The organism is Streptomyces sp. NPDC101490, assembly GCF_044767145.1.
GTDB lineage: Bacteria > Actinomycetota > Actinomycetes > Streptomycetales > Streptomycetaceae > Streptomyces.
Map to the genome: position 1 here is coordinate 82,250 of NZ_JBIWNI010000005.1, position 26,073 is coordinate 108,322.

Below are 26,073 nucleotides of genomic sequence, written 5' to 3' on the forward strand. Positions count from 1 at the left end.
TGCGGGCCACCGAGCGAGACGGCCCTACTGGTTCGGATATTCCTCCACAACGGTGGCGCCCAGCTCGCGCACGATCAGGTCGTGGCCGGAGAGCGCCGAGTCGACGAGGTCGGGGTCGTCCTCCTCCGGTACGTCGTCCTCGGGCGCCACGGGCTGCGGCGCGGACGGCGCGTACGCGGACGGGGCGGCGGGCCCGGACGCCGGGGCCGGCGGGGAGCCCGCGCCCGGGAAGCCGCCGCCGCCCGGCGGGAAGGAGGGCGCGGACTGCGGCTGCTGTACGGGGGCGGGCGGGGCCTGCGGGAACGCCGGGGCGGGCGCCTGCGGACGGCCGCCGCCGAAACCGGTGGCGGCGGGCGGGGGCGAGGCGCCGCCGGAGGGATCGATGATCGCCTCGATCTTCCAGTTCACCTGGAACTGCTCGGCGAGGGCCTGCTTGAGGACTTCCTCGCTGCCGCTGGTGGCGAAGTTGTCACGGGCGCCCGCGTTGAGGAAGCCGAGCTGGAGGGTGGCGCCGTCGAAGCCCGCCACCTGCGCGTTCTGGCTGAGCAGGATCCACGTGAAACGGCGCCGGTTCTTGACGGCGTCGAGGATCTGCGGCCAGAGGTTCCGCACCTGTGCGGTGTCCCCGCCGCCGGAAGCGGCGGCCGGGGCGGGTGCCTGCGGCTGCTGCACGGGCGCGGGGGCGTAGGCGGGCGCGGGGGCCGCCGGGGCGGACGCGCCGGGCCAGGCACCTGGGGCGCCGCTGCCCGGGGCGGCGGCGCCGGGCCACGCACCGGGCCGTGGCGCGGCGGGCGCGGCCTGCGGGGGCTGTGCGGGCTGCTGGGGCTGCGCGACCTTCGGGGGCGCGGGCTGCTGCGCGGGAGCGGGCGCCGCCGGGGCGGGTGCGGGGGCCGTCTGCGCGGGGGCGGCCGGGGGGAGCGGGGGCGGGGCCATCGGGGTGTGGGCCTCGGGCCCGGGGACGTATCCCATCGCGGGCGCGGGCGGCCCGGCGGTGAAGACCGGCGCGGGCGCGGCGGCGGGCGGGGCCGACGCCATCCCGCGCTCCAGACGGTCGAGGCGCGCCTGGAACGACCGCTCGTCGTCGAAGGCGGCGGGCAGCAGCACGCGCGCACAGATCAGTTCGAGCTGGAGCCGGGGCGAGGTGGCGCCCCGCATCTCGGTCAGCCCGTTGTTGACGAGGTCGGCGGCCCGGCTCAGCTCGGCGGCGCCGAACACGGACGCCTGGGCCTGCATCCGCTCGATCACGTCGACCGGGGCGTCGATGAGGCTCTTCTCCGCCGCGTCCGGGACGGCGGCGAGGATCACCAGGTCGCGCAGCCGCTCCAGGAGGTCGGCGACGAAACGGCGGGGGTCGTTGCCGCCCTCCACGACCCGGTCCACGACCTCGAAGGCGGCGGCGCCGTCCCCGGCGGCGAACGCGTCCACGACCGCGTCGAGGAGCGAGCCGTCCGTGTAGCCGAGCAGGGAGGTCGCCATGGAGTACGTCACACCGTCGTCGGCGGCACCGGCGAGGAGCTGGTCCATCACGGACATCGAGTCACGCACGGACCCGGCGCCGGCGCGCACCACCAGCGGCAGCACGCCCTCCGCGACCGGGATGCCCTCGCGCCCGCAGACCTCGCCCAGGTAGTCCCGCAGGGTGCCGGGGGGCACGAGCCGGAAGGGGTAGTGGTGGGTGCGGGAGCGGATGGTCCCGATGACCTTCTCGGGCTCGGTCGTGGCGAAGATGAACTTGAGGTGCTCCGGCGGCTCCTCGACCACCTTCAGGAGGGCGTTGAAGCCCGCCGGGGTGACCATGTGGGCCTCGTCGATGATGTAGATCTTGTACCGGCTGGAGGCGGGCCCGAAGAAGGCCTTCTCCCGCAGGTCACGGGCGTCGTCCACACCACCGTGCGAGGCCGCGTCGATCTCGATGACGTCGATCGAGCCGGGTCCGTTACGCGCGAGGTCCTGGCAGGACTGGCACTCCCCGCAGGGCGTCGGGGTGGGCCCCTGCTCACAGTTCAGACAGCGCGCCAGGATGCGCGCGCTGGTCGTCTTCCCGCACCCACGGGGCCCGCTGAACAGGTACGCGTGATTGACCCGGTTGTTCCGCAGGGCCTGCTGCAACGGGTCGGTGACATGCTCCTGCCCGATGACCTCGGCGAAGGACTCGGGGCGATAGCGGCGGTAGAGCGCGAGAGACGACACGTGTACGAGGTTATAGGCGCACACCGACAACCCGGGAAAATCCGCCGCGGGCGGCCGCCGGGGCCGGACGGCACGGACGCGTGATCCGTACGGGAGCCGGGGCCGGGCCCGAGCGACACGGACTCGTGATCCGTACGGAACCGGAGCCGGATCGGGCTCCGGAGCGGGCCTGGAACGGAAGGGGTACGGGGGCCGGGCCGCGAAGGGCACGGGGACCGTGGGCGGCAGGCGGCAGGCGGCAGGCGGCAGGCGGCAGGCGGCAGGCGGCAGGCGGCAGGCAACGGTCCCCGGGGCACGGAGCGGCGGGACCGTGGGGCGCGAGGCGCGGCCCGCGCGGGGCGGTGGGCCGATGGCTGCGGCGAGGAGATCGAGCCGTCGGAGCGGTGAAGCGGTCGAAGAACGCAAGCGCCCCCCACGCACCTGCCAGAGCCGACCTACCCTTGCTGCCTTCCGGCCCTGGGGGAGTTCAGTCAGATAGCACCGCGTGAGGGGCTTCGCTCAGCGTACCCGATCCCGGGGGCTCCCCGGTGCGGCTCCCCCACCTGGAACACCTCGGCGACCCGGCCCCGGATCGAGTTCGCAAGCACCCTCCTCGGTCATGTAATGTTCGGACCGGAGGATTCGCCTAGTGGCCTAGGGCGCACGCTTGGAAAGCGTGTTGGGGGCAACCCCTCACGAGTTCGAATCTCGTATCCTCCGCCATTGCTCTCACCGGGCAATACGTTGAAGGGCCCCACCGTTCGCGGTGGGGCCCTTCGGCGTTGCCGTCCCGGAACTCCGGACGCGTTCGGCCGTCAGCCCTCAGCGCCTGGCGCACGAGGGCCGTCGGCGCCCATCGGTCACACCGGGCAGGGGCGGTACTCCAGGCTGAGCGCGCGGTCCACGGCGTAGCTGGTCCGCGTCGACGCGTCGATCACCTGCGGCCAGGAACCGTACTTGGCGTAGAGCTGGTCGGCGGTCGGGCCGAGCGGGTTGCCGTACTTCGCCATGTTCCGGGCCTCCAGGATGCGGACCTCCTCGGGACTCATGCCCGCGCGGGTGATCTCCTTCGCCTCGTTCCGCATGTCGACGAGTTCCCGCGCGATCTCCTCGTCCGTGGCGCCCGCCTCGCGCATGGCCGCCTCCGTGCGGTGCATCTCCTCCAGAAGCCCGTGGTAGCTCATCCGGGTCCGCTGCGCCTCGACCTTCTCGTCCATCGGCAGGACGCGGATACGGCACACGACGGGGTCGGTACTGGGACAGGGCTCGTCGGCGGGAACGGGCCGGTCGAGCGGCGCCGTGATGATCGAACCGCACGACTCGACGGCACCGGCGACGGCGGTCCCGGCGGTGCCGAGCAGCGCGACGGCGGCGACGAGGGGGACGAGGGCACGGCCCAGGAGAGAGGAAGAACGCATGCGGGCCACCCTGGCGACCCCGCCCCCACCCTTCACGCAGGCGCACCGACGGTCACCCCTACGGGGAGTGAAGGGGGCGCATTCACCGGAAGGGGCGCATTCACCGGTTCGGGGGGTGCTGAGGGGGAGGGACGTTCCTGCGACATCCGGTGTGTAGTGATGCCGATACTTTCTGTGATGACCAGTCGGCACACAAGCCAAACAGGGGTTATCGATGAGGAAGTTCGCCACGGCAGTGGTGGCCGGAGGGCTGTTCTTCGGGGGGATGGGGGTGGCGGTGGCCAGCTCGGAGCACCGCTTGACGATGCAGACGCCAGGCGTCTCGTTCGTCGGCAAGTACCAGTGGCAGCCCACCGACAAGGCCCCCAGCGGGCTGCGCGTGAGGGGCGATCTGTACGACAAGATCCCCGATGACGGCCACAACGTCTACCTCCGCGTCAAGGTCGAGAACTATGCGTGGGGGAAGGTCAAGGGCGTACAGAAGAAGGCCGTCAAGATCGACAAGGTCTTCTACGACGGCGCGGTCCTGAAGACCAAGCAAGTACGGATGCAGGTGTGCCTCGACCGTGGGTCCCTGCAGCCCGACAGCTGCTCGGAGGAACGGCTGTTCGCCCGGCGGTAGACGAGAGCCAGGGGCTGCCGACCCGTGGCAGCCCCCTACTGCAGAAAGTGCGCGATCACCATGGACGTCATTCTCCGCGCCGAGGGCGTGGATCTCTTCTATGGCACCGAGCAGGCCGTCAGCGGTGCCGAGTTCACGCTCAAGCGCGGTGAAGTGGCCGCCGTCATGGGCAGCAGCGGGTCTGGGAAGTCGTCGTTGCTGTACTGCCTCGCCGGAGTCCTCCCCCCGTCCGCCGGAACCGTCACCTTCGACGGGATCAGGCTCGCTTCCCTCCCGGACGGGGAGCTGAGCGCCCTGCGCCGTACCCGTCTCGGGTTCGTCTTCCAGTACGGCGAACTCCTCCCGGAGTTGACCGTCGAGGAGAACGCGGCGCTCCCCCTCCGGCTCGCCGGGATCAGCAAGGCGCACGCCCACGTCATGGCCGCCCACGTGCTGGGGCGGCTCGGCATGAGCGATCTCCTGCGGCGCAGGACCTCCCAGCTCTCGGGGGGCCAGAGCCAGCGCGTCGCCGTCGCCAGGGCCCTGGTCCACCGGCCGGACGTGGTGTTCGCGGACGAGCCGACGGGGTCGCTGGACAGCGTCAACGCGGAGACCGTCCTGAAGGAGTTCCTCTGGCTGGCCCGACGGCAGAAGACGGCCGTCGTCATCGTCACCCACGACGCCGAGGTCGCCGCCAGGGCCGACACCCGGTACACGATGTCGGACGGTGTGCTGGCCCAGCGGGTGGCGGTGTGAACCCGTTCGTCCTGGGGATCCGTCTGCTGTGGCGGAGCGGTCGCAGGGGAAGGGTCCGCTTCCTGCTGATGGCGTTCGGTTCCGCCCTGGGGGTGGCCTGCCTGGCGGCCGTCCTCACCATTCCCACGATCCTCGCCGCGCACGACGCGCGCACGACGAGCCGCGCGGTGTCCCCGGGCCACAACAAGAACATCGTCTACCAGGAGTACCTGGACCCGTACGGCTCCCAGCCGCTGCGCCGTGTCTTCTTCGGCCGTACGGGCGCCGGCCCCGCGCCCGTCCCGCCGGGGATCACACGGCTTCCCCGGACGGGCGAGGCCGTCGTGTCGCCGAAGCTGGCCGAGGTCCTGGCCGCCAACCCCCGGGCCGCCGGGCTCGTGCCGGGGCGGGTCACCGGCACCATCGCACCGGTCGGGCTGGGCGGCCCCGACGACCTCTACGCCTACATCGGCGCCGATCCCGCCACCCTGCCGGAGGCGCGGGCCCTCGGCCATTTCGGCGCCGACGGCGTACGGGACGAACTGGTCGACCCCTCCACCCTCGACATCCTCCGCTTCACCCTCGGCTGCATCGTGCTGCTGCCCCTCGTCATCTTCCTCTCCGTCTGCGCCCGGCTCTCCGGTGAGTCCCGGGCCCGGCGGCTCGCCGCCCTGCGGCTCGTCGGGCTCAGCGCGAAGGACACCCTCCGCGTCAACGCCGGGGAGAGCGTGGCCGCCGCCTTCGTCGGGGCCGTGATCGGGATCGTGGGGTACCTCGGGGCGAACGAACTGATGGCACGGATCGGACTTCCCGGGCTGCACTGGTATCCGGCGGACGGACGGCCCGAGGTGACGACGTTCGCCGTGTGCCTGCTGGGGTGTCCCGCGCTCGCCTGGGTCGTCGGCCAGTACAGCGCCCGCCGGGCCGTCTCCTCGCCGATCAGCGTGCGGAGGACCGGGGAGCGCCGGGCGCCCCGGAAGCTCGGGACGCTGCTCCTCGTTCCCGGGCTGGGAATCATCGCCGGGTACTGCGTGCTCAGCCTGATGGGGCGGGATCCCTCAGGAGGCTCGGCCAGCGCGGTCCTCGTGCCCGGCGCCGTACTGCTCACCGGTGCCGGGCTCGTGTTCGGTCTGGCGCCGATCACGGCGTGGCTCGCACGGCGGGTGGCCGGGACGACGAAGTCGTTGCCGGTGGCGCTGGCGATGCGAAGGGCCGAGGTCGATCCGGGGTCGTCCCTGCGGGTGGTCACCGGGCTGGTCCTGCTGGTGTTCGGGGCGTCCCTGACGCAGGGGGTCCTCGTCGAGCTGGACCAGGTGAGTCGGCAGACCGCTCCCCTCCAGGAGTACAGCGTCGGTCTGAGCGACCTCGACACCGCCCAGCGACAGGGCCTCGGGAAGGTGTCCGGGGTACGGACGCAGGTGGCCTCGTACGACTCCTGGGATCCGCTCGACGGCAGCGACGTACCCCACGCGCACCTCGTCGTCGCCACCTGTGCGCAGCTCACCGCCTCGACGGAGCGGGCGACCGGTTGCGTCGACGACGAGGTCATGCAACTGCGTGACAAGCGGAGCACCTTCGCGTACGACCCGAAGGCGGGCGAGCGCTACCCCTTCGCCCTGGAGGACGGCCGGAAGACCGTGTTCACCGTGCCGAGCGAGCGAATCGACGTACGGCCCTGGGACCTGTCCGTCTTCTCCTCCGGGGCCCTCCTCGTCCCGCCCTCCCTGCTCCCGCCCGGTCTCGCCGATTCGGCGGGCACTCTGACGCTCGTCAGCGACGCCGACCCCGCCACCGTCCGTTCGGTGCTCGACGGGATCGGGGCCGTGGCTCCCACCGCGGACGTGCAGCCCGTGGGGATCGTCATCGAATCGCTCGCGCAGCTCGCCGTGATCCGGAGTCTGCTCGGTGTGGGGATGGTGCTCGGACTGGTCATCGGGGTGGCCGCGTTCGTCGTGTCCGTGGCCGACCGGGCCATGGAGCGGCGGGGGCAGGTGGCCGCGCTCGTCCTGCTGGGGGCGCGGGCCGGGACCTTGCGGGTGGTGCAGGTGGTACAGGTGCTGCTGCCGCTCGTCGTGGGGCTCGGGGGCGCCCTCGTGGCCGGGTGGCTCGCCGAGTCCAGCTATCTGATCACCGGGGGCGGTGCCGTGCACTGGGACTGGGACGGGCTTCCACTGCTGCTCGGCTGCACCCTCGGCGTCCTGCTCGCCGCCGCCCTCGCCTCCCTGCCGATGGTGCGGCGGCACGTCGATCCCGAGCACATCCGGCGGGACTGACGCCCGTACGGCCACGGGCCGGCCGGTACCGGGCGACGGCCGGGCGACCGTCCGTCCGTCCGCTCGTACGGAAGTCGCCGACCGGCTCCTCGATCCGCGTTCCGCGCCCACCCCCTAGGGAACCCACCGGACTTGATGGATCATGGAAGGATGACGAACTCCTCCGGTTCTCCCTGGTCAGAGCGGCATGTCAGCAGGGACGGGGTGCGGCTGTCCGTACGCGACTGGGGCGGCTCCGGCACCGATGTCCTGCTGCTCCACGGGCTCGCCGGACACTCCGGCGAATGGGACGCCACCGCGCGGCTGCTGCGCGACTCCGGACACCGGGTCGTCGCCCTCGACCAGCGCGGGCACGGCGCCAGCGAACGCCGCCCCGAGGACGTCTCCCGGGCCGCGTACGTCGCCGACGCCGTCGCCGTCATCGAGGAACTCGGCCTCGAACGACCGGTGTTGATAGGTCAGTCGCTCGGCGGGAGCACCGCCCTGCTCACCGCCGCCGCCCACCCCGCTCTGCCCCGGGCCCTCGTCCTCGTCGAGGCGGGGCCCGGGGGTGCGCACCCCGGCACCCAGGAGCAGATCGCGGGCTGGCTGGCCGCCTGGCCGGTGCCGTTCCCCTCGCGGGAGGTGGCCGCCGCCTATCTGGGCGGCGGGAAGGAACCCGTAGGGGACGGCTGGGCGGGCGGCCTCGAAGAACGCGCCGACGGGCTGCATCCCCGGTTCGACCCCGAGGTCATGGTGCGTTCCCTCGACGAGAACGTCCGCCGGGCCTTCTGGGACGAGTGGGCGGCCGTCGCCTGCCCCGTCCTCGCCGTCCTCGGGCAGGGCGAACAGGGCGGGATCATCGGGGGCGACGAGTACGCGGAGATGGTCCGGCTCCGGCCCGCGCTGCACGGTGTGAGCCTGCCCGGCGCCGGGCACGACGTCCACCTCGAACGTCCCGACCTCCTGCACCGGCTGGTCCTCGGCTTTCTGCGGAACGTCTCCTGACGCCCAGGGCCGGTGCGCTCCCGGCGCCCCCGGACTCCTGGGAGCCGTGACGCCTGAGCTCCGGGGAGGGACGGCGAGACCCGGACCCGGACCCCGGGAACGATGAGACCTCGGGCTCGGGAAGCGCTCCCCGGATCTCGCCGAACTGACATCGTGGCGGGGGCCGTTGGCGTATCGGGTGGCGGGCCGGGCCGGAGGTACCGCGCGGACCGGCCCGGTTCCGGGGGACTGTCGGTGCGCTGCGCCATGCTGGGACGCATGGGCGAGACGAGGACGATCGGTACGGCGGAGCGCAGGGCGCGCCTCGGGGCGCGGCACCTGCTGGCGAGGGGCGCGCGGGCGGGATCGGCGGAGGAGGTCGCGGGGGCGCTCGTGGCGCTGCACGGGACGGACCCGGCGAGCGTGTTCCTCGCGGTGGGGGCCAGGCTGGCCGGGACGGTCGGTCCGGTGGCGGACGTGGAGAGAGCGCTGTACGAGGACCGGTCGCTGGTGCGGATGCACGGGATGCGGCACACGGTCTTCGTCTTCCCGGTCGCGCTCACGCCCGCCGTGCAGGCCTCGACGACCCGGCCCGCCGCCGTCCGCGAACGTACCGCGCTGGTGAAGCACTTGGTGGCGGGCAGTTCCTTCGACGCGGCCTGGCTGGCGGGCACCGAGGACCGTGTCCTCGCCGAACTGGCGAGACGTGGGGAAGCCACCGGCGCCGAACTGGGCGACGCGGTGCCGGAGTTGAGATCGACGTATCTGTACGGCCCCGGCACCCGTCAGGAGGGCGTGCAGTCGGTGTCGAGCCGGGTGCTGCGGGTGCTCGGGATGGAGGGGCGGATCGTACGGGGCAGGCCGCAGGGGTCGTGGACGTCGAGCCGCTTCCGCTGGGCGCTCGGCGTGCCGCATCCGGAGCGGGCGCCCGCCGAGGCACGGGCGGAGCTGCTCCGGCCCTGGCTGGCGGCGTGCGGTCCGGCCACGGAGGCGGATCTGAAGTGGTGGACGGGGTGGAAGGTGACGGAGGTGCGGGAGGCGCTGACCGCCGTAGGGGCGGTGCGGGTGCGCCTGGAGCCGACGGAGGGCGCGGGTGGGACGGCAGGGGCGGGCGGGGACGCCGGGACCGGGTTCGTGCTGCCGGACGACCTCGCGCCCGTACCGGAGGGGGAGCCGTGGGCGGCGCTGCTGCCGACGCTGGATCCGACGGCGATGGGCTGGCAGGGCCGTGACTGGTACCTGGCCCCGGAGCTCCGCCCGGCGCTGTACGACCGCAGCGGCAACATCGGGCCGACGGTGTGGTGGAACGGCCGGATCGTCGGCGGCTGGGCGCAGCGCCCGGACGGCACGGTCGTCCACCGGCTCCTGACGGACGTGGGCGCGGAGGCGGAGCGGGCGATCGGGGCGGAGGCGGAGCGGCTGACGGCCTGGGTGGGGGACGTCCGGGTGACCCCCCGCTTCCGCGCCCCCCTGGAACGCGAGCTGAGCGGGGGCTGAGCGGGGACGGCGGCGCACCTCGTACGGGCGGGCCCGGTCACACCCGTACGGGCACACGGGCGGGGCTCCTCGGCGTACGTGGGAACGGACCGGCTCAGTGGCGTGTGTACAGACCGGGGACGCCCAGGGCGGCGAGGCCGTCGAGGACGAGGTCGACGCCGACGGCGGCGAGGAGCAGGCCCAGGAGGCGGGCGAGGAGTTCGATCGTGGCGTGGTGGGTGCGGCGCAGCACGCGGGTGAGCAGCAGGACGCAGATCAGGTCGAGGGCGATGACGGAGACGTACGCGCCGACGACGGTGGAGCGCCAGCTGAACGAGTCGCGGGCGGCGCCCTCGATGAGGACGGCGGTCAGGGCGAGGGGGCTGACGACGTACGGCACGAGCAGCTCGCGCACGCCGCTGGCCAGGTCGGGGCCGTCCTGGTGGGTGGGGGCGGAGCCGATGTGGAGGCCGAGGACGAGCCCCACGGCGTAGATGAAGAAGATGACGCCGCCCGCGATCTGGAGCGCGGGGGTGCTGATGTGGAAAAGGTCGAGCAGCCAGGGGCTGGCGAGTCCGGTGAGGAGTCCGACGAGGACGGCGGCGCCGGAGGAGATCAGGGCGATGGTGCGGAGCTGCCGGACGGGGTGCACCTGGGCGAGTCCGGCGAAGGAGAGGAGGACCTTCGGTGGGCCGACGACGGAGAAGAAGGTGATGAAGGCGGCGGAGTAGGTGAAGGTGTTCACACCGGAATCATGGTGCGGTCGGGTGATTTCTCCGGTTTTCGAGATTTTTTCCCGCGCGGTGTCGAGAACGGCCCGGCGGTTCCGGCTGTTCTGCGGGAAGCGGTGGAGGCCGCGCGGAACAGGGGGGCCACCGGCGGGGCCGGGGGCTGCCGGGAGTCCCGGGTCCTGCCGTCGGGGCGGAAACCGCCGGGAGGGTGGAGGGGCGGTGCCGCCTCTCCACCCTCCCGGGAGGTCACGCGTCCGTTCCCCGATGGAGGCGGGTCAGGGTGGTGTCCAGGTCCGTCGCGCAGGCGTTGGCGCGGTTGTACGGGAGTTTGCCGAGCATCAGGGCCATGCCGCAGGTGTTGGTGAGCGCCGAGAAGACCAGGCCGCCCGCGATGCCCGCCGAGAACAGCTGGAAGGCGGGGTGGACCAGGATTCCCAGCAGTAGGCCGAGGAGGACCAGCGAGCCCGCGACCAGCCGCACCTGGCGGTCCATCGCCCACACCGGCTTCGCGGGGGCGCCCGCCGGACGCGCCAGGCCGTGGCCGCGCGCGGCCCAGCCGCTCGTACCGCCGTCGAGGTCGTACGCTCCGATCCCCTCGCCCGCGAGCCGGGCGCAGGCGTTGGCCGAGCGGCTGCCGGACTGGCAGACGAGGAGCAGGCCGCCGCGCGCCGCCGCCTCCCGGAGGGCGGGGACGGCGCGGTCGAGGCGGTCGAGCGGGACGTTGACGGCGCCGGGCACGTGCCCGGAGGCGTACTCGCCGGGCGTGCGGACGTCCACGACGGTGAGGTCGGCCAGCCGGGCGCGGGCCTGGTCGGGGTCGAGCAGGAGGGGTGCGTTCATGGCAAGTGTCATCCTTGGTCTTCGACGGGAGCCCCGTGCTGGGGAGTAAATTACCCCCTGGGGTATCTGTGGAGGAGTGGCTGTGGAACTGGATCTCGCGGGTGCGGAGCTGAAGGCCGTCCTGAACCGGCTCCGCCGGGCTCAGGGCCAGATCTCCGGCGTGATCCGGATGATCGAGGAGGGCCGCGACTGCGAGGAGGTCGTGACCCAGCTGGCCGCCGCCTCCCGCGCCCTCGACCGGGCCGGGTTCGCGATCATCGCGACCGGGCTCCAGCAGTGTCTGACGGACGTCGAGGACGGCCGCCGGAACGGCGAGGACCGCGACGCGATGCGGGCCCGCCTGGAGAAGCTCTTCCTGTCGCTGGCGTAGGCACCGGGGGCGGCCGGTCGCCGTCTCCGGGCGCCCGGGTCGTCACCTCTGGGCGGTGCGTCCCCGGGCAGTACGCCCCCGGTGCCGTAGCGGCCTCGGAGGTCATGACGGTCACGGCGGTCCCGGTGGCTGCCGGGCCTCAAGGCGTCCGCGTCCTCGGGTCCCGGGTTCACAGGACCGTCGCGTCCAGCAGCATCAGCGCCGCCGCCGCGAGGAGCACCGCGCCGAAGATCCGGCGCAGGGTGTTCCCCGAGACCTTCGAGGCGAGGCGACGGCCGTCCCAGGCGCCCAGGATCGCCGCCCCCGCGAAGGGGGCGACCACCGCCCAGTCCAGCGGCTCGGCCGTGCCCGACCGGGCGAGCAGCGCGACCAGCGCGTTGGCCGCGACGACCAGCAGGCTGGTGCCGACCGCCTGACGCATCCGCAGCCCCACGACCTGGACCAGGGCCGGGACGGTCAGGAAGCCGCCGCCCACCCCGAGGACCCCGGTGACCGCGCCGAGCCCGGCGCCCGCGCCCGCGACGGCCGGGCCCGAGCGGCGCACTCCCTCCGCCGGGGCCGTGGGCCTGAGCATCCGCACCGCCGCGATCCCCGCCACCGCCGCGAACCCGGCGGTGAGCAGCGTCTCCGGGAGCCGGGCCGCGAGGAGGCCGCCGACCGCCGCCGGGACGAGTCCCGCCGCCGCGAAGAGCGCGCCGGTCCGCCAGCGGACGTTGCCGTCCCTGGCGTGCCCGTGGAGCGCGGTCGCGGAGGTCGCGAGGACGATCAGGAGGCTGGCGGTCGCGGCGGCGGTCGGGGTGAAGCCGAGCAGATAGATCAGTACGGGCACGGCGAGGACGCTGCCCCCGCCGCCGAGCGCCCCGAGCGCGAGCCCGACGACGGCACCGGCCGCGAGGGCGATCAGCATCGGGCCGGTCCCGCCGGGCCGGTGGGAGGGCAGGCGGGCGGACCGACACGCGGGCCGGGGCGCGGGGTGGTGGCGGGTCGGGCGGTGAGCGGGTCGGTGGACTGCACGCCGCGCTCCTTTCGGGGCCGGGAGGCCGGAGGTCGGTCCCGAAGCGGGACTTATTACCCCCGGGGGTATACAAACGACCCTAACAGACGTACCCCCGGGGGTATTTTCCCCGGGGGTACGTGAGTGTGGCGACCGGCCGTCCGTCAGTCGACGGCCAGCCCCTTCAGCCGCTTCGCGATCTTCGTCAGGCGGGCACCCTGGTAGCGGGCGGCGGCCAGGACGCTCTCCTGCGGAGCGCCGTTGGAGCCCGGGTGCGCGGTGCCGTACGGGTTGCCCCCGGCCGCGTACACCGCCGGGTCCGTGAAGCCGGGCGAGACGATGACCGAGCCCCAGTGGTGGAAGGTGTTGTAGAGCGCGAGCAGCGTCGACTCGTTGCCGCCGTGCACGTTGTGCGCGCTGGTGAAGGCCGTCGCGGGCTTGTCCGCCATGACCCCGCGCTGCCACAGGCCGCCGGTGCCGTCGACGTACTGCTTCAGCTGCGCGGCCACGTTGCCGAAGCGGGTCGGGGAGCCCAGCGCGTACGCGTCGGCCCACTCCAGGTCCTCCAGGGCGGCCACCGCCACGTCGCCGGTGGCGTCCACATGGGCCCGCCAGGCCGGGTTCGCGTCGATCGCGGCGTCGGGGGCCAGCTCGGGCACCCGGCGCAGCCGCACCTCGGCACCGGCCTTCTCCGCGCCCTCCGCGACGGCCCGGGCGAGCTGGTGGACGGAGCCCGTGGACGAGTAGTAGATGACGGCGACCTTGACGGACATGACGATCTCCTCAACCGGATTGTGTTCCGTTTCCATCGGGAGCCTAAGCGGATTTCTATCCGGTTCACAAGGGGGCCGAGTATGCTCGGGGGCGAGGAACACCGGGACGAGCGGCCTGAGCAGGGGGAACGGGGCGCGGCGGCGACAGGACGAAGGAGTCGGCAGATGAGCACGGAGAACCCCGGGATCGGGTGTACCGGGTACACGGAGGACCGGACGGCTTCACCGGCGGCTCCTACCCGGGCGACCGCCCCTGCCACCCGGTCGACCGGTCCCGGCACCCGGTCGACCGGTCCCGCCACCGGGGCGACCGGCCCTGCCACCGGGGCGGCTGAGCGCCCCATCAGCACTGCCAGCACCATCAGCACCACCGACCCCACCAGCGCCACCGGCCGCCTCAGCACCACCAGCGCTACCGGCCCCACCGGCCCGTCCGCTCGATCCGCCGCCACCCCCGCCCGGCCGTCCCCTTCGCCCGCGTTCGTCCTCCCGCTGCTCCCGGCCCCCGGGGCGCCCGCCCCCGAGCGGGCCGACGCCGCCCGCAACCGGCGCAGGATCCTCGACGCCACCGCCCGGATCGTCGCGGAGGAGGGCCCCTCCGCCGTCACCATGAACCAGGTCGCACACGCCAGCGGCATCGGCGTCGGCACCGTCTACCGCCGCTTCGGCGATGTCAGCCAGCTCCTGTGGGCGCTCCTCGACGACCGCGAACGCCGCTTCCAGGAGGCGTACATGAGCGGCCCGCCGCCGCTCGGCCCCGGCGCCCCCGCCGACGTACGCCTCGACGCCTTCCTCGACGCCCTGGTCGACCGGATCGGCGAGCAGCGCGAGATCCTGCTCGCCGCCCACTCCGCCGCGCCGCGCGCCCGCCACCACAGCGGCGCCTACCAGGTGATGCACACCCATGTGTCGCTGCTCGTCGCCCGGCTCAGGCCCGGCGCCGACAGCGCGCTCCTCGCGGATCTGCTGCTCGCGCCGTTCGCCCCCGACGTCATGCACCACCTGGCCGTCGAACGGGAGCTGTCCGCCGACCGTCTGAAGGCGGGCGTACGGGAACTGCTCCGGCTACGGGCCTGACGGCCGGACCGCCCCGGGGCCCCGTCCAGCCGTCGGACCCCACTGGACCCGGGCGTTCCGGGGAGCGCACGATCCCCGTATGACGAGCGACCCCCGGACCTTCCTGATCCTGCACGGCTACGAGAACCACCGGCCGCCCGGCCACTGGCAGCACTGGCTCGCCGGGGAGCTGCGGGCGCGCGGCCACGAGGTGCGCTACCCCCAGCTGCCCGAGCCCGACGCGCCCGTCCTCGACGACTGGCTCGCGGCCCTGGAGGAGCACGGGAAGCGGCCCGCGACCGGCGAGTTCGTGGTGCTGGCGCACAGCCTGTCCGTGCTGTTGTGGCTGCGGGCGGGGCCGCGCAGGCCGGACGCGGACCGGGTGCTGCTCGTCGCCCCGCCGTCGCCGCCGGTGACCGCCGCCATCGGGCCGATCGCCGCCTTCGCCGAGGGGCTCGACCTCACCGAACGGGGGCTGGCCGCACGGCTCGTGCACGGCGAGGGGGACCCGTACTGCCCGGACGGCGCCGACCTGCACTACGGGCTTCCGCTCGGCCTCGACACCGACCTCGTACCGGGCGGGGAGCACCTCAACCCGGACAGCGGCTACGGGCCCTGGCCCTCGGTCCTGGCCTGGTGCGAGGACCCGGCGGTACGGATCGGGGGGCGCTGACGGGCCGGCCCGCCCGGTCCGGCACGTCCCGCCGGCCTCTGTCCCGGTCCGGTGGGACGGCCCTCCGAGGCCGGTGGGGCGCCCTCCGAGGCCGGTGCGCGAAGGGGTGAGTCCACCGGGCGGGCGGCCCGTACCGACGCGATGATCGGACCATGAGCCCCGCGCCGCAGAGCCCCGAGCCGAGCCCGGTCCACGAGATCCACCTCGCCCAGCATCCCGAGGCCGACGCGCTGCTCGGCCGGTCGCCGCTCGCCGCGCTCGTCGGGATGCTCCTCGACCAGCAGGTGCCCATGGAGTGGGCGTTCTCGGGGCCGTACACGATCGCCTCCCGCCTCGGCGGGGACGACCTCGACGCGCACGGGATCGCCGTCCGCGACCCGGAGGAGTTCGCCGCGCTGCTCTCCGCGAAGCCCGCCGTGCACCGCTACCCGGGGTCGATGGCCCAGCGGGTGCAGCAGCTGTGCCGGTTCCTCGTCGAGGAGTACGGGGGCGACGCCGGGGCCGTATGGGCGGACGCGGCGACCGGGGAGGAACTGCTCGCCCGCCTGGAGGCACTGCCCGGGTTCGGCAGGCAGAAGGCGCAGATCTTCCTCGCGCTGCTCGGCAAGCGGTACGGGGTGCGGCCGGAGGGCTGGCGGGAGGCGGCGGGCCCCTACGGGGAGCGCGGGTCGTACCGCTCGGCCGCCGACATCACGGGCCCCGAGTCGCTGGCGAAGGTACGGGCGCACAAGCAGGAGATGAAAGCGGCGACCAAGGCCGCCAAGACCGCCAAGACCGCTGGAGCGGCGAAGTCGACCACGCCGGCCAAAACCACAAAAACCACCAAGAGCACCAAGAGCACCAAGAGCACCAAGAGCACCAAGAGCACCAAGAGCACCAAGTCTGCCAAAGCGGGTGAGGGTGGCGGAACGGTCAAGAGCCCCAGGGCTGACTGAAACGCCGGATCCGGAGAGTCCGCCGAGGCGACCGGACTGGCCGGATCGATGCAGCGCACGAAAGCGACCAAGCCGTCGAAATCGGCAGGGAATTGATAATTCCAGATTTCAATCCTGCTCCATGTGACAGGAATTGTGGAGAAGGTGTTCACAGAAGGCCCTGCTGATCGCTAACTTCCCCTCAACCTCGTCCGTAACGGGAAGGACTTCTGTGAACGCAACCCAGCGTCGTGCCGCGGCCATTCTGGCCGTCGCCGCCCTCGCCACCCCGCTGGTCCTCGCTTCCCCCGCCACCGCGGGGCAGGACCCCACGGCCGCACCCGCCCGTGATGCCGCCAAGCTGGCGAAGAAGCTGGTCAGCGAGACCACCGCCAAGGACGCCTTCAAGCACCTGCAGAAGTTCCAGGCGATAGCCGACTCGGCCGGCGGTCACCGCGCGGCCGGTTCCCTCGGCTACGACGCCTCGGCCGCGTACGTCTTCACGCAGCTCAAGAAGGCCGGCTACAACGTCTCGTACCAGAAGTTCGACTTCGAGTACACGGAGACGCAGGCCGAGAAGGCCTCCGTCGTCTCCCCCGCGCCCCGGACGCTCGACGTCAAGGCGATGACGTACACCAAGTCGACCCCGGTCGGCGGCATCACCACGGGCCTCGTGGCCGTCCCCGTCGACGCCGACGGCACCACCGGCTGCGAGCCGACCGACTTCGCCACCGGCACCTTCACCGGCAAGATCGCGCTGATCAAGCGCGGCGGCTGCACCTTCTCCGTGAAGCAGCAGAACGCCGCCGCCGCCGGTGCCGCCGCGGCCCTCATCTACAACAACACCGCGGGCGCCCTCTCCGGCACCCTCGGCAGCGCCGCCGACGGCAAGATCCCGACCGGTGGCCTCACCCAGGCGGAGGGCTCGCAGCTCGCCGCCGACCTGGTCAACGGCCCGGTCACGCTCAAGGTGGAGATCCGTCAGCTCCAGCAGATCCGGACGACCAACAACGTCCTCGCGGAGACCAAGGGCGGCAACGCCGCCAACACGGTGATGCTCGGCTCGCACCTCGACTCGGTCACCGCGGGCCCCGGCATCAACGACAACGGCTCCGGCTCCGCCGGTCTCCTCCAGACCGCCCTGGAGCTGGCCAAGTCGAAGGACAAGGTCCGCAACAAGGTCCGCTTCGCCTGGTGGTCCGCCGAGGAGAACGGCCTGCTCGGCTCCGAGCACTACGTCAAGAACCTGACGGCGCTCGACAAGAACGAGATCAAGCTCTACCTCAACTTCGACATGATCGCGTCGCCGAACTACGGCCAGTTCGTGTACGACGGCGACAACTCGGACGGCGTCGGCGCGGGTGCCGGTCCCGAGGGCTCCGCCCAGCTGGAGCGCGGCATCACCGACTACCTGGACAAGAAGGGCATCCCGCACTCGGGCACCGACTTCGACGGGCGCTCCGACTACGGCCCGTTCATCGAGGTCGGCATCCCCTCCGGCGGCACCTTCACCGGCGCCGAGGGCATCAAGTCCGCCGCGCAGGCGGCCAAGTTCGGCGGCACGGCGGGCGTCGCGTTCGACGTGAACTACCACGCCAAGGGCGACGACATCAAGAACGTCAACATGAAGGCGTTCGGCATCAACATCGGCGTCATCGCGCACGCGGTGGGCACCTACGCGCACGACATCTCGTCGCTGCGCAAGCCGGTCCCCTTCGTCCCCACCACCGGTGAGGACAACGGCAGCGGCGGTCTGCACGACCACCACGAGCCCACCAGCTGAACCACCGCACCACCGGGCCGGACGGCGTGATCAGCGCCGTCGGCGGGCGGTCCCGAAGAGCGAACGGCTGATCTCCCGGCCCAGCTGGGTACCGATCGACCGCGTGAGGGACTTGAACATCCCGCTGCCGACGACCTGTTCGACGAGCGAGGGCTCCTCCTTGGGGGCCCTCGCTCCCGTCCGTGCGGGCCCGGCGGGCCGCTCCGGCGGGACCACCGGGCCCTCCGCCGCCGCGCCAGTCCCCGCCGCCCCACCCGCCTCCGCCGCCGCCTCCCGCGCCGCCAGCTTCTCGTACGCCGACTCCCGGTCCACCGCCTGCGCGTACCGCCCGGACAGCGGCGAGTCCCGCACCGCCGCCGCCAGGACCTCCGCGTCCACCGGCCCCATCAGCGACTCCGGGGCCCGCAGCCGGGCCACCGCCACCGGCGTTGGCGCCCCCCGCTCGCTCAGCACGGTGACCACCGCCTCGCCCGTACCGAGACCGGTCAGCACCTCCTCCAGGTCGTACGGCGAGTTCGGGAAGGTCCGCACGGTCGCCTTCAGGGCCTTCGCGTCGTCCGGGGTGAAGGCGCGCAGCGCGTGCTGCACCCGGTTGCCCAACTGCCCCAGCACATCGGCCGGTACGTCCTTCGGCGTCTGCGTCACGAAGAACACCCCGACGCCCTTCGAGCGGATCAGCCGGACCGTCTGCGTGATCGACTCCAGGAACGCCTTCGACGCCCCCTTGAACAGCAGGTGCGCCTCGTCGAAGAAGAACACCAGCTTCGGCCTGTCCAGGTCGCCGACCTCCGGAAGACCGTTGTAGAGGTCCGCCAGCATCCACATCAGGAAGGTCGAGAAGAGCTGCGGCCGGTCGCCCACCGACGGAAGCTCCAGGACCGACACGATCCCGCGCCCGTCCGGCGCCGTCCGCAGGAACTCCGCCGTGTCGAACTCCGGCTGCCCGAAGAACGCCCCCGCACCGCCCTGTTCGAAGGCGGTGAGCGCCCGCAGGATCACCCCCGCCGTCGCCGTCGACAGACCACCGATCTCCTTCAGCTCGGGCCTGCCCACGTCCGACACCAGGAACGCCACGACCGCCCGGAGGTCCTTCAGGTCGTCCAGCTCCAGGCCCTTGGAGTCCGCGTAGTGGAAGATCAGGCCGAGGGACTGCTCCTGCGTCTGGTTGAGCTGGAGCACCTTGGAGAGCAGGACCGGGCCGAAGCCGGTCACCGTGGCCCGCACCGGGATGCCGGGGCCGGTGCCGCCCAGACCGTAGAACTCGCTGGGGAAGCCCGTCGCCCGCCACTCCTGGCCGACCTGCGCGGCCCGCTCCCGGACCTTCTCGCCGTCGGCGCCGGGCACCGAGATCCCCGAGACGTCCCCCTTGATGTCGGCGAGGAAGACCGGCACGCCGTTCGCCGACAGCTGCTCGGCGATCAGCTGGAGCGTCTTCGTCTTGCCGGTGCCGGTCGCCCCGGCGACGAGTCCGTGCCGGTTGAGGACGGCCAGCGGGATGCGGACCGGCGCGTCCGGGTGACAGACGCCGTCCCAGAGCAGCGCCCCCAGTTCGAGTGTCGCGCCCTCGAAGGCGTACCCCTCGGCGATCCCGGCGGCGGGCCCCGCAAGGGCCTCCGACGGCTGCTCGCTCCCGCTCATCACGGCACCCCGATTCCGGTTTGTCATAGTTCGCACCAGCATCGCACCGCCCGCGCATGGCTGCGCCGGGAGCCGCTCGCCCGGTAGGCTTTCCGTGTGATCTTCAAGCGCATCGGAAACGGAAAGCCGTATCCCGACCACGGCCGGGAAAGCACCCGGCAGTGGGCGGACGTCGCCCCGCGCCCGGTCCGTCTCGATCAGCTGGTCACCACCAAGGGCCAGCTGGACCTGGAGACGCTGCTCGCGGAGGACTCCACCTTCTACGGCGACCTCTTCGCGCACGTCGTGAAGTGGCAGGGCGATCTCTATCTCGAGGACGGACTGCACCGCGCCGTCCGCGCGGCGCTCCAGCAGCGTCAGGTGCTGCACGCCCGCGTCCTGGAAATGGACTGACACCGCGCCCGGTCGGCCGCTCCGCGACTGACCCTTTCGGGGCCGGTTCGCCCCCATCCGGACGCGATCACATGATCATCAAGTAGGCATCGCCGACGGCCGGCATTACGCTGCGCTCATGAGCATGCTCACTCCCCCAGGAATGGGCGGAAAGTACCGCATCACAGGGGACACCTACCCCCGAATGCGCCGCCCGCGGCGCCGTCGCAGGATCCTCCTCGCGGCCTCGGCCGCCGTGGTCGTGCTCGGCGCGGCAGGCTGGGGCACGCTCCAGCTCGTCGACGTCTTCTCGGGCGACGGGGGCAAGCAGACGACGGCCGGGAAGCAGACCGACTGCAAACCCGCCCCCCGGGCGACCGGCGCGCCCGCCGCCGCCCTCCCGAAACCCGCCCAGATCACGGTCAACGTCTACAACGCGACCCCGCGCGGCGGACTCGCCAAGACGACCGCCGACGAGCTCAAGAAACGCGGCTTCACCATCGGCAAGGTCGGGAACGCCCCCGCCGCCTACGACAAGAAGGTCCCCGGCTCCGGGCTGCTGCTCGGCGCCCCCAGTGCCACCAAGGGCGCCTTCCCGGTGCTCGGCACCCAGCTCAGGGGCGCCACCACCAAGACGGACACCCGGGGCACGGCCGACATCGACCTGATCATCGGGACGGCCTTCAAGAACCTGGACCCGAAGGCCACGGCGGACGCGGCCCTGACCGCGCTCACGAAGCCCGCGGCGGCCCCGGCCGGGAAGTGCTGAGTCCGGTCGGGAAGCGCCGACATGAGAAGGGCGGGCCGGAGACCGGCCCGCCCCCTCTTCACGTACGTCACCCGGCGGGGTCCCCGCCGGTGAAGCCCCTGTCCGGCGGGATCCCCGCTCGGTGGGATCCGCGCGGTGGAGTCCGCGTGGTGGGATCCGCGTGGTGGGATTCCCGCCTCGACGGGATTCCCGCCCCGGTGGAATCCCTACTCGGCCGAGCCGTACATGCGGTCTCCCGCGTCGCCCAGGCCCGGGACGATGTAGCCCTGCTCGTTGAGGCGCTCGTCGACCGAGGCCGTCACCACGGTCACCGGGGTGCCCGCGAGGTCCCGCTCCATCACCGCGACGCCCTCAGGGGCGGCCAGCAGCACCACGGCGGTCACGTCGTCGGCGCCGCGCCTGATCAGCTCCTGGATCGCCGCGACCAGCGTGCCGCCGGTCGCCAGCATCGGGTCCAGGACGTACACCTGGCGGCCCGAGAGGTCCTCCGGCATCCGCGTGGCGTAGGTGGACGCCTCCAGCGTCTCCTCGTTGCGGATCATGCCCAGGAAGCCGACCTCGGCGGTCGGGAGCAGCCGGACCATGCCGTCGAGCATCCCGAGCCCGGCGCGCAGGATCGGGACGACGAGCGGGCGCGGGTACGACAGCTTCACACCGGTCGTGGCCGTGACGGGGGTCTCGATGTCGACCTGCTCGGTCCGCACGTCCCTGGTGGCCTCGTAGGCGAGCAGGGTGACCAGCTCGTCGGAGAGCCGACGGAAGGTCGCGGAGTCGGTGCGCTTGTCGCGCAGCGTGGTGAGCTTGTGGGCGACCAGCGGGTGGTCGACGACGTGGAGACGCATGACTCAACAGTAGCCCGCCGCGCACTGGCGTCGACCCACGCCACTGGGGGAAGGTGGGAGCACGGGGACCCAGCGATGGGGTGGAGTGACCGATGCCCGACCTGGAAGAACCGGCCGACGGCGCCGCCGAGGGGGCGGCCCGGACACCGGGGCCGGAGACGGACGCGGAGCGCCGCAGGCGCCGCGCCCAGTTCCTGCGTGAGCTCCACGAGGCGAAGGCGCTGCGCGAGCGCGTACAGCCCAGACGCGCACGGGCCGCCCGGATGCGTCAGGCCATGCGGATGCGAACCTTCCGCTGGTGAGGGAGCCGGAGCGGCCCGAGCGCGGCGAACCGGCTGGGCCCGGCCGTGCGCCCCCCGTGTGCGCCGGGGTCGCGCGCCCGTCCGATCGCGGGGTCGTTCAGACTGATGCACGACGCAAGAGCCGAAGACCTCTCCTGGCGCCGTGGTTTCTGTCACGATGCCGAGGGGGCGGGGCATCAGGAGCGCTCCGCCGGATCGTCACACCTCTGATCAGTGGGAGAGAGTCAGGTGTACTTCGCCGCACTGCTCGCGCGCACCGAAGACGGGTGGGAAGCGAGCGACACGGAGCTCGACGACGTGGAGACCCTGTCGGATCTGACCGAGCTGGCCCGTGAGGCCTCGGACGACGACACGGTGATCGTCTTCATCGAGCAGGAGGACGCGTGGTTCGGGATCGTACGGATCGAGGGTGAGGAAGACCCTCGCGTCTACGTCTCGGACGGCGCCGCCGCCGCCCGTTCCTCGTACGGGGAGATCCTCACCCGGGAGATCCTGGGCGACGAACTGGACGACATCGACGACGAACTGGAAGCGCTGGACCTGGACGGCACGGAGGACGGCGAACCGCTCGCCGAGTCCGACGACGACGGTCCGGCCGGCCCCGCCGAGATCGTGCCGGCCGCCCCGGTCGGCGACCGGCTGATCCTCGCGGACCTCGGAGTGTCGGCGGTCGATCTGCTGGCCCTCGACAGCGACGCCCTCGCGGAGATCGCGGAGGCGCTGGGGGCCGCCGAGGTCCTGGAGGCCGTCCGCTAGTGGCACGTGCGCGACCCCTTCCCGACACGACGAACGGCCCCGGGCTCCCGGGCGACGCCCCGGAGCCCCCTTCGGGTGATCCCGTACGGGACCCCTGGCGGGCGGCCATGCGGCTCGCCCTCGCCGAGGCCGACGCGGCGGTGCCGGCCGGTGACGTACCGGTCGGCGCGGTCGTGCTCGGCCCCGACGGCGCGGTCCTCGCCCGCGCCCACAACGAGCGGGAGGCCACGGGCGACCCCACGGCGCACGCCGAGGTCCTCGCCCTGCGCCGGGCGGCCGCGGCGACCGGCGCGTGGCGGCTGACGGGCTGCACGCTGGTGGTGACCCTGGAGCCGTGTGTGATGTGCGCCGGGGCGCTGGTCCAGTCCCGGGTCGAACGGGTGGTGTTCGGCGCCGCCGACGAGAAGGCGGGCGCGGCGGGCTCGCTCTGGGACCTCGTCCGCGACCGGCGGCTCAACCATCGTCCCGAGGTGCTCCACGGGGTGCTCGGCGCGGAGTGCGCGGAGCAGCTGACGGCCTTCTTCCGGGACCGCTGACCCCGCCCCGACCAGCAGCGCGATACGGATTTCATCGCAGCCGGAAGTTCCGCTAAGCTCTCTCTCGGTAGCGTGTCCGAGCGGCCGAAGGAGCTCGCCTCGAAAGCGAGTGTGGCGCAAGTCACCGAGGGTTCAAATCCCTCCGCTACCGCTTTTAACACCCCCCTGATCTGCGGAAACGCGATCAGGGGGGTGTTTTGCGTGCGGCGCGACCGCACCACCTCATGACGGTGGGACACGGGGGAACCGCGAGAGCTCAGTCGACCCTCCCAACAGGTGCGTCACACCGTCCGACGGAGGGCCCCCTGCGGGCCCGGTAAGTCGCGGTGATCGCCCGTCGTGGCCGTCGTGACGGTCGCTCCAGGGGCGGCACCGACCCGTCACCGGCATCCCGGTATCCCGGCATGCCACGGTCGCCACGAGAGCAGGTAGCCACCTTGAAGGTGTCCACCGCACCGGTGCGGGGTGGACACGCAGCAATCCGCCTCGTTGATCACCCCTGTTGATCACCCCTTATGAGGGCGGTCACTTTATGGCCAATTCTGGTTGATTCGCATTCATTTTCGAAACCCTGCACCCTGGCGAGAGCCAGGCCATGTCCAATATATTCATGAATCAAGATCGCCCCGGTTCCGGGGCGCCCTTCGATCTCCTGTCCGCGTCCGCCCGTCTGGCCTGGGGCGAGCATGGAAGGCCGGCGCCTGAAGGACTGCTACGAGCGAGAAGCCGCCCGCACCGGCGTCCCCTGGCAACGCCGCGACTACCACCGCGACGACTTCTCCGCCGGGGACGCCCCCAACCAAGGCGTCACCGCGGCGGCGCAATGCATGTACGGAATCGCCCACGCCGTTGTCGCGGCACTCGGCTGCTCCCCCGGCCTCGGCTTCGTCCACTCCGGCCACGAACGGTCATTCGTCATGGATGTGGCCGACTTCTACAAGACCGACGTGGCCATCCCCGCCGCCTTCGACGCGGCAGCCGAGGGAGAAGAAGAGGTCTCTGCCCGGACCCGCAGGATGCTCCGGGACCGTATCAACGAGACCGGGCTCCTCGACCGCTGCGTCAGGGACATCGAAGACCTGACTCGGCTACGACGGCACCCGCGACACGACCGACACCCCTCAGGACCGCGTCACCCTCCAGTCCGATGGCGGCCTCCACGTCGAAAGCGGCCGCAACCATGAAGACGAGATCATCTGGTGACCGTCATCGTCCTCACCAACTGCCCGGTCGGCCTGCGGGGTTTCCTCACCCGCTGGCTCCTGGAAATCTCCCCGGGCGTCTTCCTCGGCGCTCCCTCCACCCGCGTACGCGAAGCCCTGTGGAACGAAGTGCGCCAATACGCGGGCCAGGGACGCGCACTGCTCGCCTACCAGACGAACAACGAGCAGGGCTACACCTTCGAAACCCACGATCACTCATGGCACCCGACCGATCACGAGGGACTGACACTCATCCACCGGTCGGCCCCTCACACGCAGCGCGCTGCACAGCGGCCGACCGAAGTCCCACGCCAAGGCTGGAGCAAGGCGTCCAAGCGGAGGAAGTTCGGCGACAGATAGCCGACAGCGGCGCCTCAGAAACAGACGAAGGAGCCAGTGCCGCACATGACGCACAGAGTGGATCTCAGAGATTCCCGATAAAGAAGGAAAGAGCACTATGTCGCAAATTGAAGAAGTAAGTAAAAACAGGCACCTGCCCGCGTAAACTCCCAGGTCAGCATCTGTGGTCCCCGCGCACGCGGGGTTGGTCTCAGCGGCGAGGAGAAGCTGGAGTTCGCGGCTGAGTGGTCCCCGCGCACGCGGGGTTGGTCTCGAGGACCAGGAGGAGCTGCCGACGCAGCGCATGTGGTCCCCGCGCACGCGGGGTTGGTCTCCCGAGATCAGTGCCGAAGAGCGGACGATCCGGGTGGTCCCCGCGCACGCGGGGTTGGTCTCAGGTCCACAGGTGGGCCCGATGTGTGCCGACCGTGGTCCCCGCGCACGCGGGGTTGGTCTCGGCCCTCACCCTCCTCGTCGGGAACATCGACGGTGGTCCCCGCGCACGCGGGGTTGGTCTCCCTCAGGGTGCGGTCTCGTAGGAGACGGTGGTGTGGTCCCCGCGCACGCGGGGTTGGTCTCGCGCATGCACTTGGCACAGCGCAAAGTGAAAGGTGGTCCCCGCGCACGCGGGGTTGGTCTCGGCCCCTCCACCACGCCCTCCACGGCCCCGGGGTGGTCCCCGCGCACGCGGGGTTGGTCTCGGCGCCAACCCCTGGGCACGGTAGTTGACGAGGTGGTCCCCGCGCACGCGGGGTTGGTCTCGGGGGTGGCGCCGTCGGCCAGGTTCTCCAGGAGTGGTCCCCGCGCACGCGGGGTTGGTCTCGCAACCTGCCGCAGCCTTCCGAGCCCGGCGCCGTGGTCCCCGCGCACGCGGGGTTGGTCTCTACAAGCCCGTCTTCCGCGACGTGCAAGGCATGTGGTCCCCGCGCACGCGGGGTTGGTCTCGACGGGCTGGCCGTCGGGTGGCGCATCCTGTTGTGGTCCCCGCGCACGCGGGGTTGGTCTCGACGGGCTGGCCGTCGGGTGGCGCATCCTGTTGTGGTCCCCGCGCACGCGGGGTTGGTCTCGACGTCATCGGCCTGGTCACCAGGGACACCGAGTGGTCCCCGCGCACGCGGGGTTGGTCTCCACTATCTTGCTGCTGCCTTTCACCGCCCCGTGTGGTCCCCGCGCACGCGGGGTTGGTCCCCGGCGCCAGGCCCGGTCAGCGCCCCGGCGGCGGTGGTCCCCGCGCACGCGGGGTTGGTCCCAGCACGCCGTTGGTCTGGTGGGTGATCTGGGTGTGGTCCCCGCGCACGCGGGGTTGGTCCCCGGGCTTGACAACGCGCCAGCGTTGTGCCTCAGTGGTCCCCGCGCACGCGGGGTTGGTCCCCCACGACAACCCCGCGGACCCTCCCCGACGGCGTGGTCCCCGCGCACGCGGGGTTGGTCCCGACTACGTCCTGTCCGTCTGCGCCCAGCAGGAGTGGTCCCCGCGCACGCGGGGTTGGTCCCCGACCTGGTGAGACGGGTCGCGGCGGCGGAGGGTGGTCCCCGCGCACGCGG

23 protein-coding genes, 2 tRNA genes, 1 other RNA gene, 2 pseudogenes and 1 CRISPR repeat array (1 of these 29 running past the window's edge) are annotated in these 26,073 nt (G+C 72.4%); of the genes and pseudogenes, 19 read left to right on the plus strand and 9 right to left on the minus strand.

Going from position 1 to position 26,073, the window contains the following annotated elements; all coding sequences use genetic code 11:
• Positions 1–24: 24 nt before the first annotated feature.
• Together ACIRQY_RS13400 and ffs are read right to left on the minus strand one after the other, a co-directional pair.
• Positions 25–2,190: a DNA polymerase III subunit gamma and tau gene (locus ACIRQY_RS13400; protein WP_403924834.1), complete on the minus strand. Its 2,166-nt coding sequence runs from the start codon at positions 2,188–2,190 to the stop codon at positions 25–27.
• Between the two features lie 398 nt (positions 2,191–2,588).
• Positions 2,589–2,687, minus strand: an RNA gene (ffs, locus tag ACIRQY_RS13405) — signal recognition particle sRNA small type.
• A 117-nt stretch (positions 2,688–2,804) separates the two neighbouring features.
• Between ffs and ACIRQY_RS13410 the strand changes: the two genes are divergently transcribed.
• Positions 2,805–2,892, plus strand: a tRNA-Ser gene (locus ACIRQY_RS13410).
• A 137-nt stretch (positions 2,893–3,029) separates the two neighbouring features.
• Here ACIRQY_RS13410 and ACIRQY_RS13415 read toward each other — a convergent pair.
• Positions 3,030–3,587 carry a hypothetical protein gene (locus ACIRQY_RS13415; RefSeq protein ID WP_403924837.1) on the minus strand — a complete coding sequence of 186 codons (558 nt, stop codon included), beginning with the start codon at positions 3,585–3,587 and terminating at the stop codon, positions 3,030–3,032.
• 214 nt (positions 3,588–3,801) lie between these two features.
• Here ACIRQY_RS13415 and ACIRQY_RS13420 point away from each other — a divergent pair, with 214 nt between their 5' ends.
• The 5 genes from ACIRQY_RS13420 to ACIRQY_RS13440 all read left to right on the plus strand — a co-directional run bounded on the left by ACIRQY_RS13420 (position 3,802) and on the right by ACIRQY_RS13440 (position 9,659).
• A complete protein-coding gene (locus ACIRQY_RS13420; RefSeq protein WP_403924839.1) occupies positions 3,802–4,209 on the plus strand; it encodes a hypothetical protein in 408 nt (135 codons plus the stop codon).
• A 60-nt stretch (positions 4,210–4,269) separates the two neighbouring features.
• Positions 4,270–4,944, plus strand: coding sequence for an ABC transporter ATP-binding protein (locus ACIRQY_RS13425; protein WP_403924842.1), 675 nt, complete (start codon positions 4,270–4,272; stop codon positions 4,942–4,944).
• Positions 4,941–7,196, plus strand: coding sequence for an FtsX-like permease family protein (locus ACIRQY_RS13430; protein WP_403924845.1), 2,256 nt, complete (start codon positions 4,941–4,943; stop codon positions 7,194–7,196). Before ACIRQY_RS13425 ends, ACIRQY_RS13430 begins: the two co-directional genes overlap by 4 nt.
• A gap of 150 nt (positions 7,197–7,346) precedes the next feature.
• On the plus strand, positions 7,347–8,183 hold the full coding sequence (locus ACIRQY_RS13435; RefSeq protein WP_403924848.1) for an alpha/beta fold hydrolase: 837 nt from the start codon (positions 7,347–7,349) through the stop codon (positions 8,181–8,183).
• A 258-nt stretch (positions 8,184–8,441) separates the two neighbouring features.
• Positions 8,442–9,659 carry a winged helix DNA-binding domain-containing protein gene (locus ACIRQY_RS13440; RefSeq protein WP_403924851.1) on the plus strand — a complete coding sequence of 406 codons (1,218 nt, stop codon included), beginning with the start codon at positions 8,442–8,444 and terminating at the stop codon, positions 9,657–9,659.
• A gap of 94 nt (positions 9,660–9,753) precedes the next feature.
• Here the strand turns inward: ACIRQY_RS13440 and ACIRQY_RS13445 are convergent, their stop codons facing one another.
• Entirely contained in the window at positions 9,754–10,383 is a 630-nt protein-coding gene (locus ACIRQY_RS13445) for a MarC family protein (RefSeq protein ID WP_351789745.1), read from the minus strand.
• Between the two features lie 232 nt (positions 10,384–10,615).
• Positions 10,616–11,209 (minus strand): rhodanese-like domain-containing protein, encoded by a 594-nt coding sequence (locus tag ACIRQY_RS13450; protein WP_403924855.1) that lies wholly within the window; start codon positions 11,207–11,209, stop codon positions 10,616–10,618.
• Positions 11,210–11,291: 82 nt separating this feature from the next.
• Here ACIRQY_RS13450 and ACIRQY_RS13455 point away from each other — a divergent pair, with 82 nt between their 5' ends.
• Positions 11,292–11,579, plus strand: a complete 288-nt coding sequence (locus ACIRQY_RS13455) for a metal-sensitive transcriptional regulator (protein ID WP_317879144.1) — start codon at positions 11,292–11,294, stop codon at positions 11,577–11,579.
• Between the two features lie 169 nt (positions 11,580–11,748).
• Here ACIRQY_RS13455 and ACIRQY_RS13460 read toward each other — a convergent pair whose 3' ends face one another.
• Both ACIRQY_RS13460 and wrbA read right to left on the minus strand, forming a co-directional pair.
• Positions 11,749–12,486 (minus strand): sulfite exporter TauE/SafE family protein, encoded by a 738-nt coding sequence (locus ACIRQY_RS13460; protein ID WP_403924857.1) that lies wholly within the window; start codon positions 12,484–12,486, stop codon positions 11,749–11,751.
• A gap of 251 nt (positions 12,487–12,737) precedes the next feature.
• On the minus strand, positions 12,738–13,346 hold the full coding sequence (wrbA, locus tag ACIRQY_RS13465) for an NAD(P)H:quinone oxidoreductase (protein WP_403924860.1): 609 nt from the start codon (positions 13,344–13,346) through the stop codon (positions 12,738–12,740).
• 165 nt (positions 13,347–13,511) lie between these two features.
• On the opposite strand from wrbA, the gene ACIRQY_RS13470 reads away from it, so the two are divergent.
• The 4 genes and pseudogenes from ACIRQY_RS13470 to ACIRQY_RS13485 all read left to right on the plus strand — a co-directional run bounded on the left by ACIRQY_RS13470 (position 13,512) and on the right by ACIRQY_RS13485 (position 17,772).
• Positions 13,512–14,423, plus strand: a complete 912-nt coding sequence (locus tag ACIRQY_RS13470) for a TetR family transcriptional regulator (protein WP_403924863.1) — start codon at positions 13,512–13,514, stop codon at positions 14,421–14,423.
• Between the two features lie 79 nt (positions 14,424–14,502).
• A complete protein-coding gene (locus tag ACIRQY_RS13475; protein ID WP_351789730.1) occupies positions 14,503–15,075 on the plus strand; it encodes an alpha/beta hydrolase in 573 nt (190 codons plus the stop codon).
• Between the two features lie 152 nt (positions 15,076–15,227).
• Positions 15,228–15,851 (plus strand): annotated as a pseudogene (locus ACIRQY_RS13480) (HhH-GPD-type base excision DNA repair protein); the annotation flags it as partial.
• 370 nt (positions 15,852–16,221) lie between these two features.
• Entirely contained in the window at positions 16,222–17,772 is a 1,551-nt protein-coding gene (locus tag ACIRQY_RS13485) for a M28 family metallopeptidase (protein ID WP_351789724.1), read from the plus strand.
• Between the two features lie 30 nt (positions 17,773–17,802).
• Here ACIRQY_RS13485 and ACIRQY_RS13490 read toward each other — a convergent pair whose 3' ends face one another.
• Positions 17,803–19,410, minus strand: a complete 1,608-nt coding sequence (locus ACIRQY_RS13490) for a helicase HerA-like domain-containing protein (protein WP_403924867.1) — start codon at positions 19,408–19,410, stop codon at positions 17,803–17,805.
• Positions 19,411–19,506: 96 nt separating this feature from the next.
• Between ACIRQY_RS13490 and ACIRQY_RS13495 the strand changes: the two genes are divergently transcribed.
• Both ACIRQY_RS13495 and ACIRQY_RS13500 read left to right on the plus strand, forming a co-directional pair.
• Positions 19,507–19,803, plus strand: coding sequence for a type II toxin-antitoxin system VapB family antitoxin (locus ACIRQY_RS13495; RefSeq protein ID WP_015034993.1), 297 nt, complete (start codon positions 19,507–19,509; stop codon positions 19,801–19,803).
• Between the two features lie 118 nt (positions 19,804–19,921).
• Complete coding sequence (locus ACIRQY_RS13500) at positions 19,922–20,551, plus strand: LytR C-terminal domain-containing protein (RefSeq protein ID WP_403924870.1); 630 nt, start codon at positions 19,922–19,924, stop codon at positions 20,549–20,551.
• 206 nt (positions 20,552–20,757) lie between these two features.
• On the opposite strand, the gene upp is transcribed toward ACIRQY_RS13500, so the two are convergent.
• Entirely contained in the window at positions 20,758–21,393 is a 636-nt protein-coding gene (upp, locus tag ACIRQY_RS13505) for a uracil phosphoribosyltransferase (RefSeq protein ID WP_351789715.1), read from the minus strand.
• A 92-nt stretch (positions 21,394–21,485) separates the two neighbouring features.
• On the opposite strand from upp, the gene ACIRQY_RS13510 reads away from it, so the two are divergent.
• The 6 genes and pseudogenes from ACIRQY_RS13510 to cas2e all read left to right on the plus strand — a co-directional run bounded on the left by ACIRQY_RS13510 (position 21,486) and on the right by cas2e (position 24,549).
• Complete coding sequence (locus ACIRQY_RS13510) at positions 21,486–21,695, plus strand: hypothetical protein (RefSeq protein ID WP_351789713.1); 210 nt, start codon at positions 21,486–21,488, stop codon at positions 21,693–21,695.
• Positions 21,696–21,923: 228 nt separating this feature from the next.
• Positions 21,924–22,451 carry a hypothetical protein gene (locus ACIRQY_RS13515; protein WP_351789711.1) on the plus strand — a complete coding sequence of 176 codons (528 nt, stop codon included), beginning with the start codon at positions 21,924–21,926 and terminating at the stop codon, positions 22,449–22,451.
• A gap of 107 nt (positions 22,452–22,558) precedes the next feature.
• Entirely contained in the window at positions 22,559–22,987 is a 429-nt protein-coding gene (gene tadA / locus ACIRQY_RS13520) for a tRNA adenosine(34) deaminase TadA (protein ID WP_351789918.1), read from the plus strand.
• Between the two features lie 66 nt (positions 22,988–23,053).
• Positions 23,054–23,138: transfer RNA gene (locus ACIRQY_RS13525), tRNA-Ser, on the plus strand.
• 538 nt (positions 23,139–23,676) lie between these two features.
• Positions 23,677–24,190 (plus strand): annotated as a pseudogene (locus ACIRQY_RS13530) (type I-E CRISPR-associated endonuclease Cas1); the annotation flags it as partial.
• Entirely contained in the window at positions 24,187–24,549 is a 363-nt protein-coding gene (gene cas2e / locus ACIRQY_RS13535) for a type I-E CRISPR-associated endoribonuclease Cas2e (protein WP_403924874.1), read from the plus strand. The pseudogene ACIRQY_RS13530 and the gene cas2e, both read left to right, overlap by 4 nt.
• Positions 24,550–24,712: 163 nt before the next feature.
• Positions 24,713–26,073: direct repeats of the CRISPR family, unit length 27 nt; unit sequence GTGGTCCCCGCGCACGCGGGGTTGGTC; it runs 923 nt beyond the window's last position.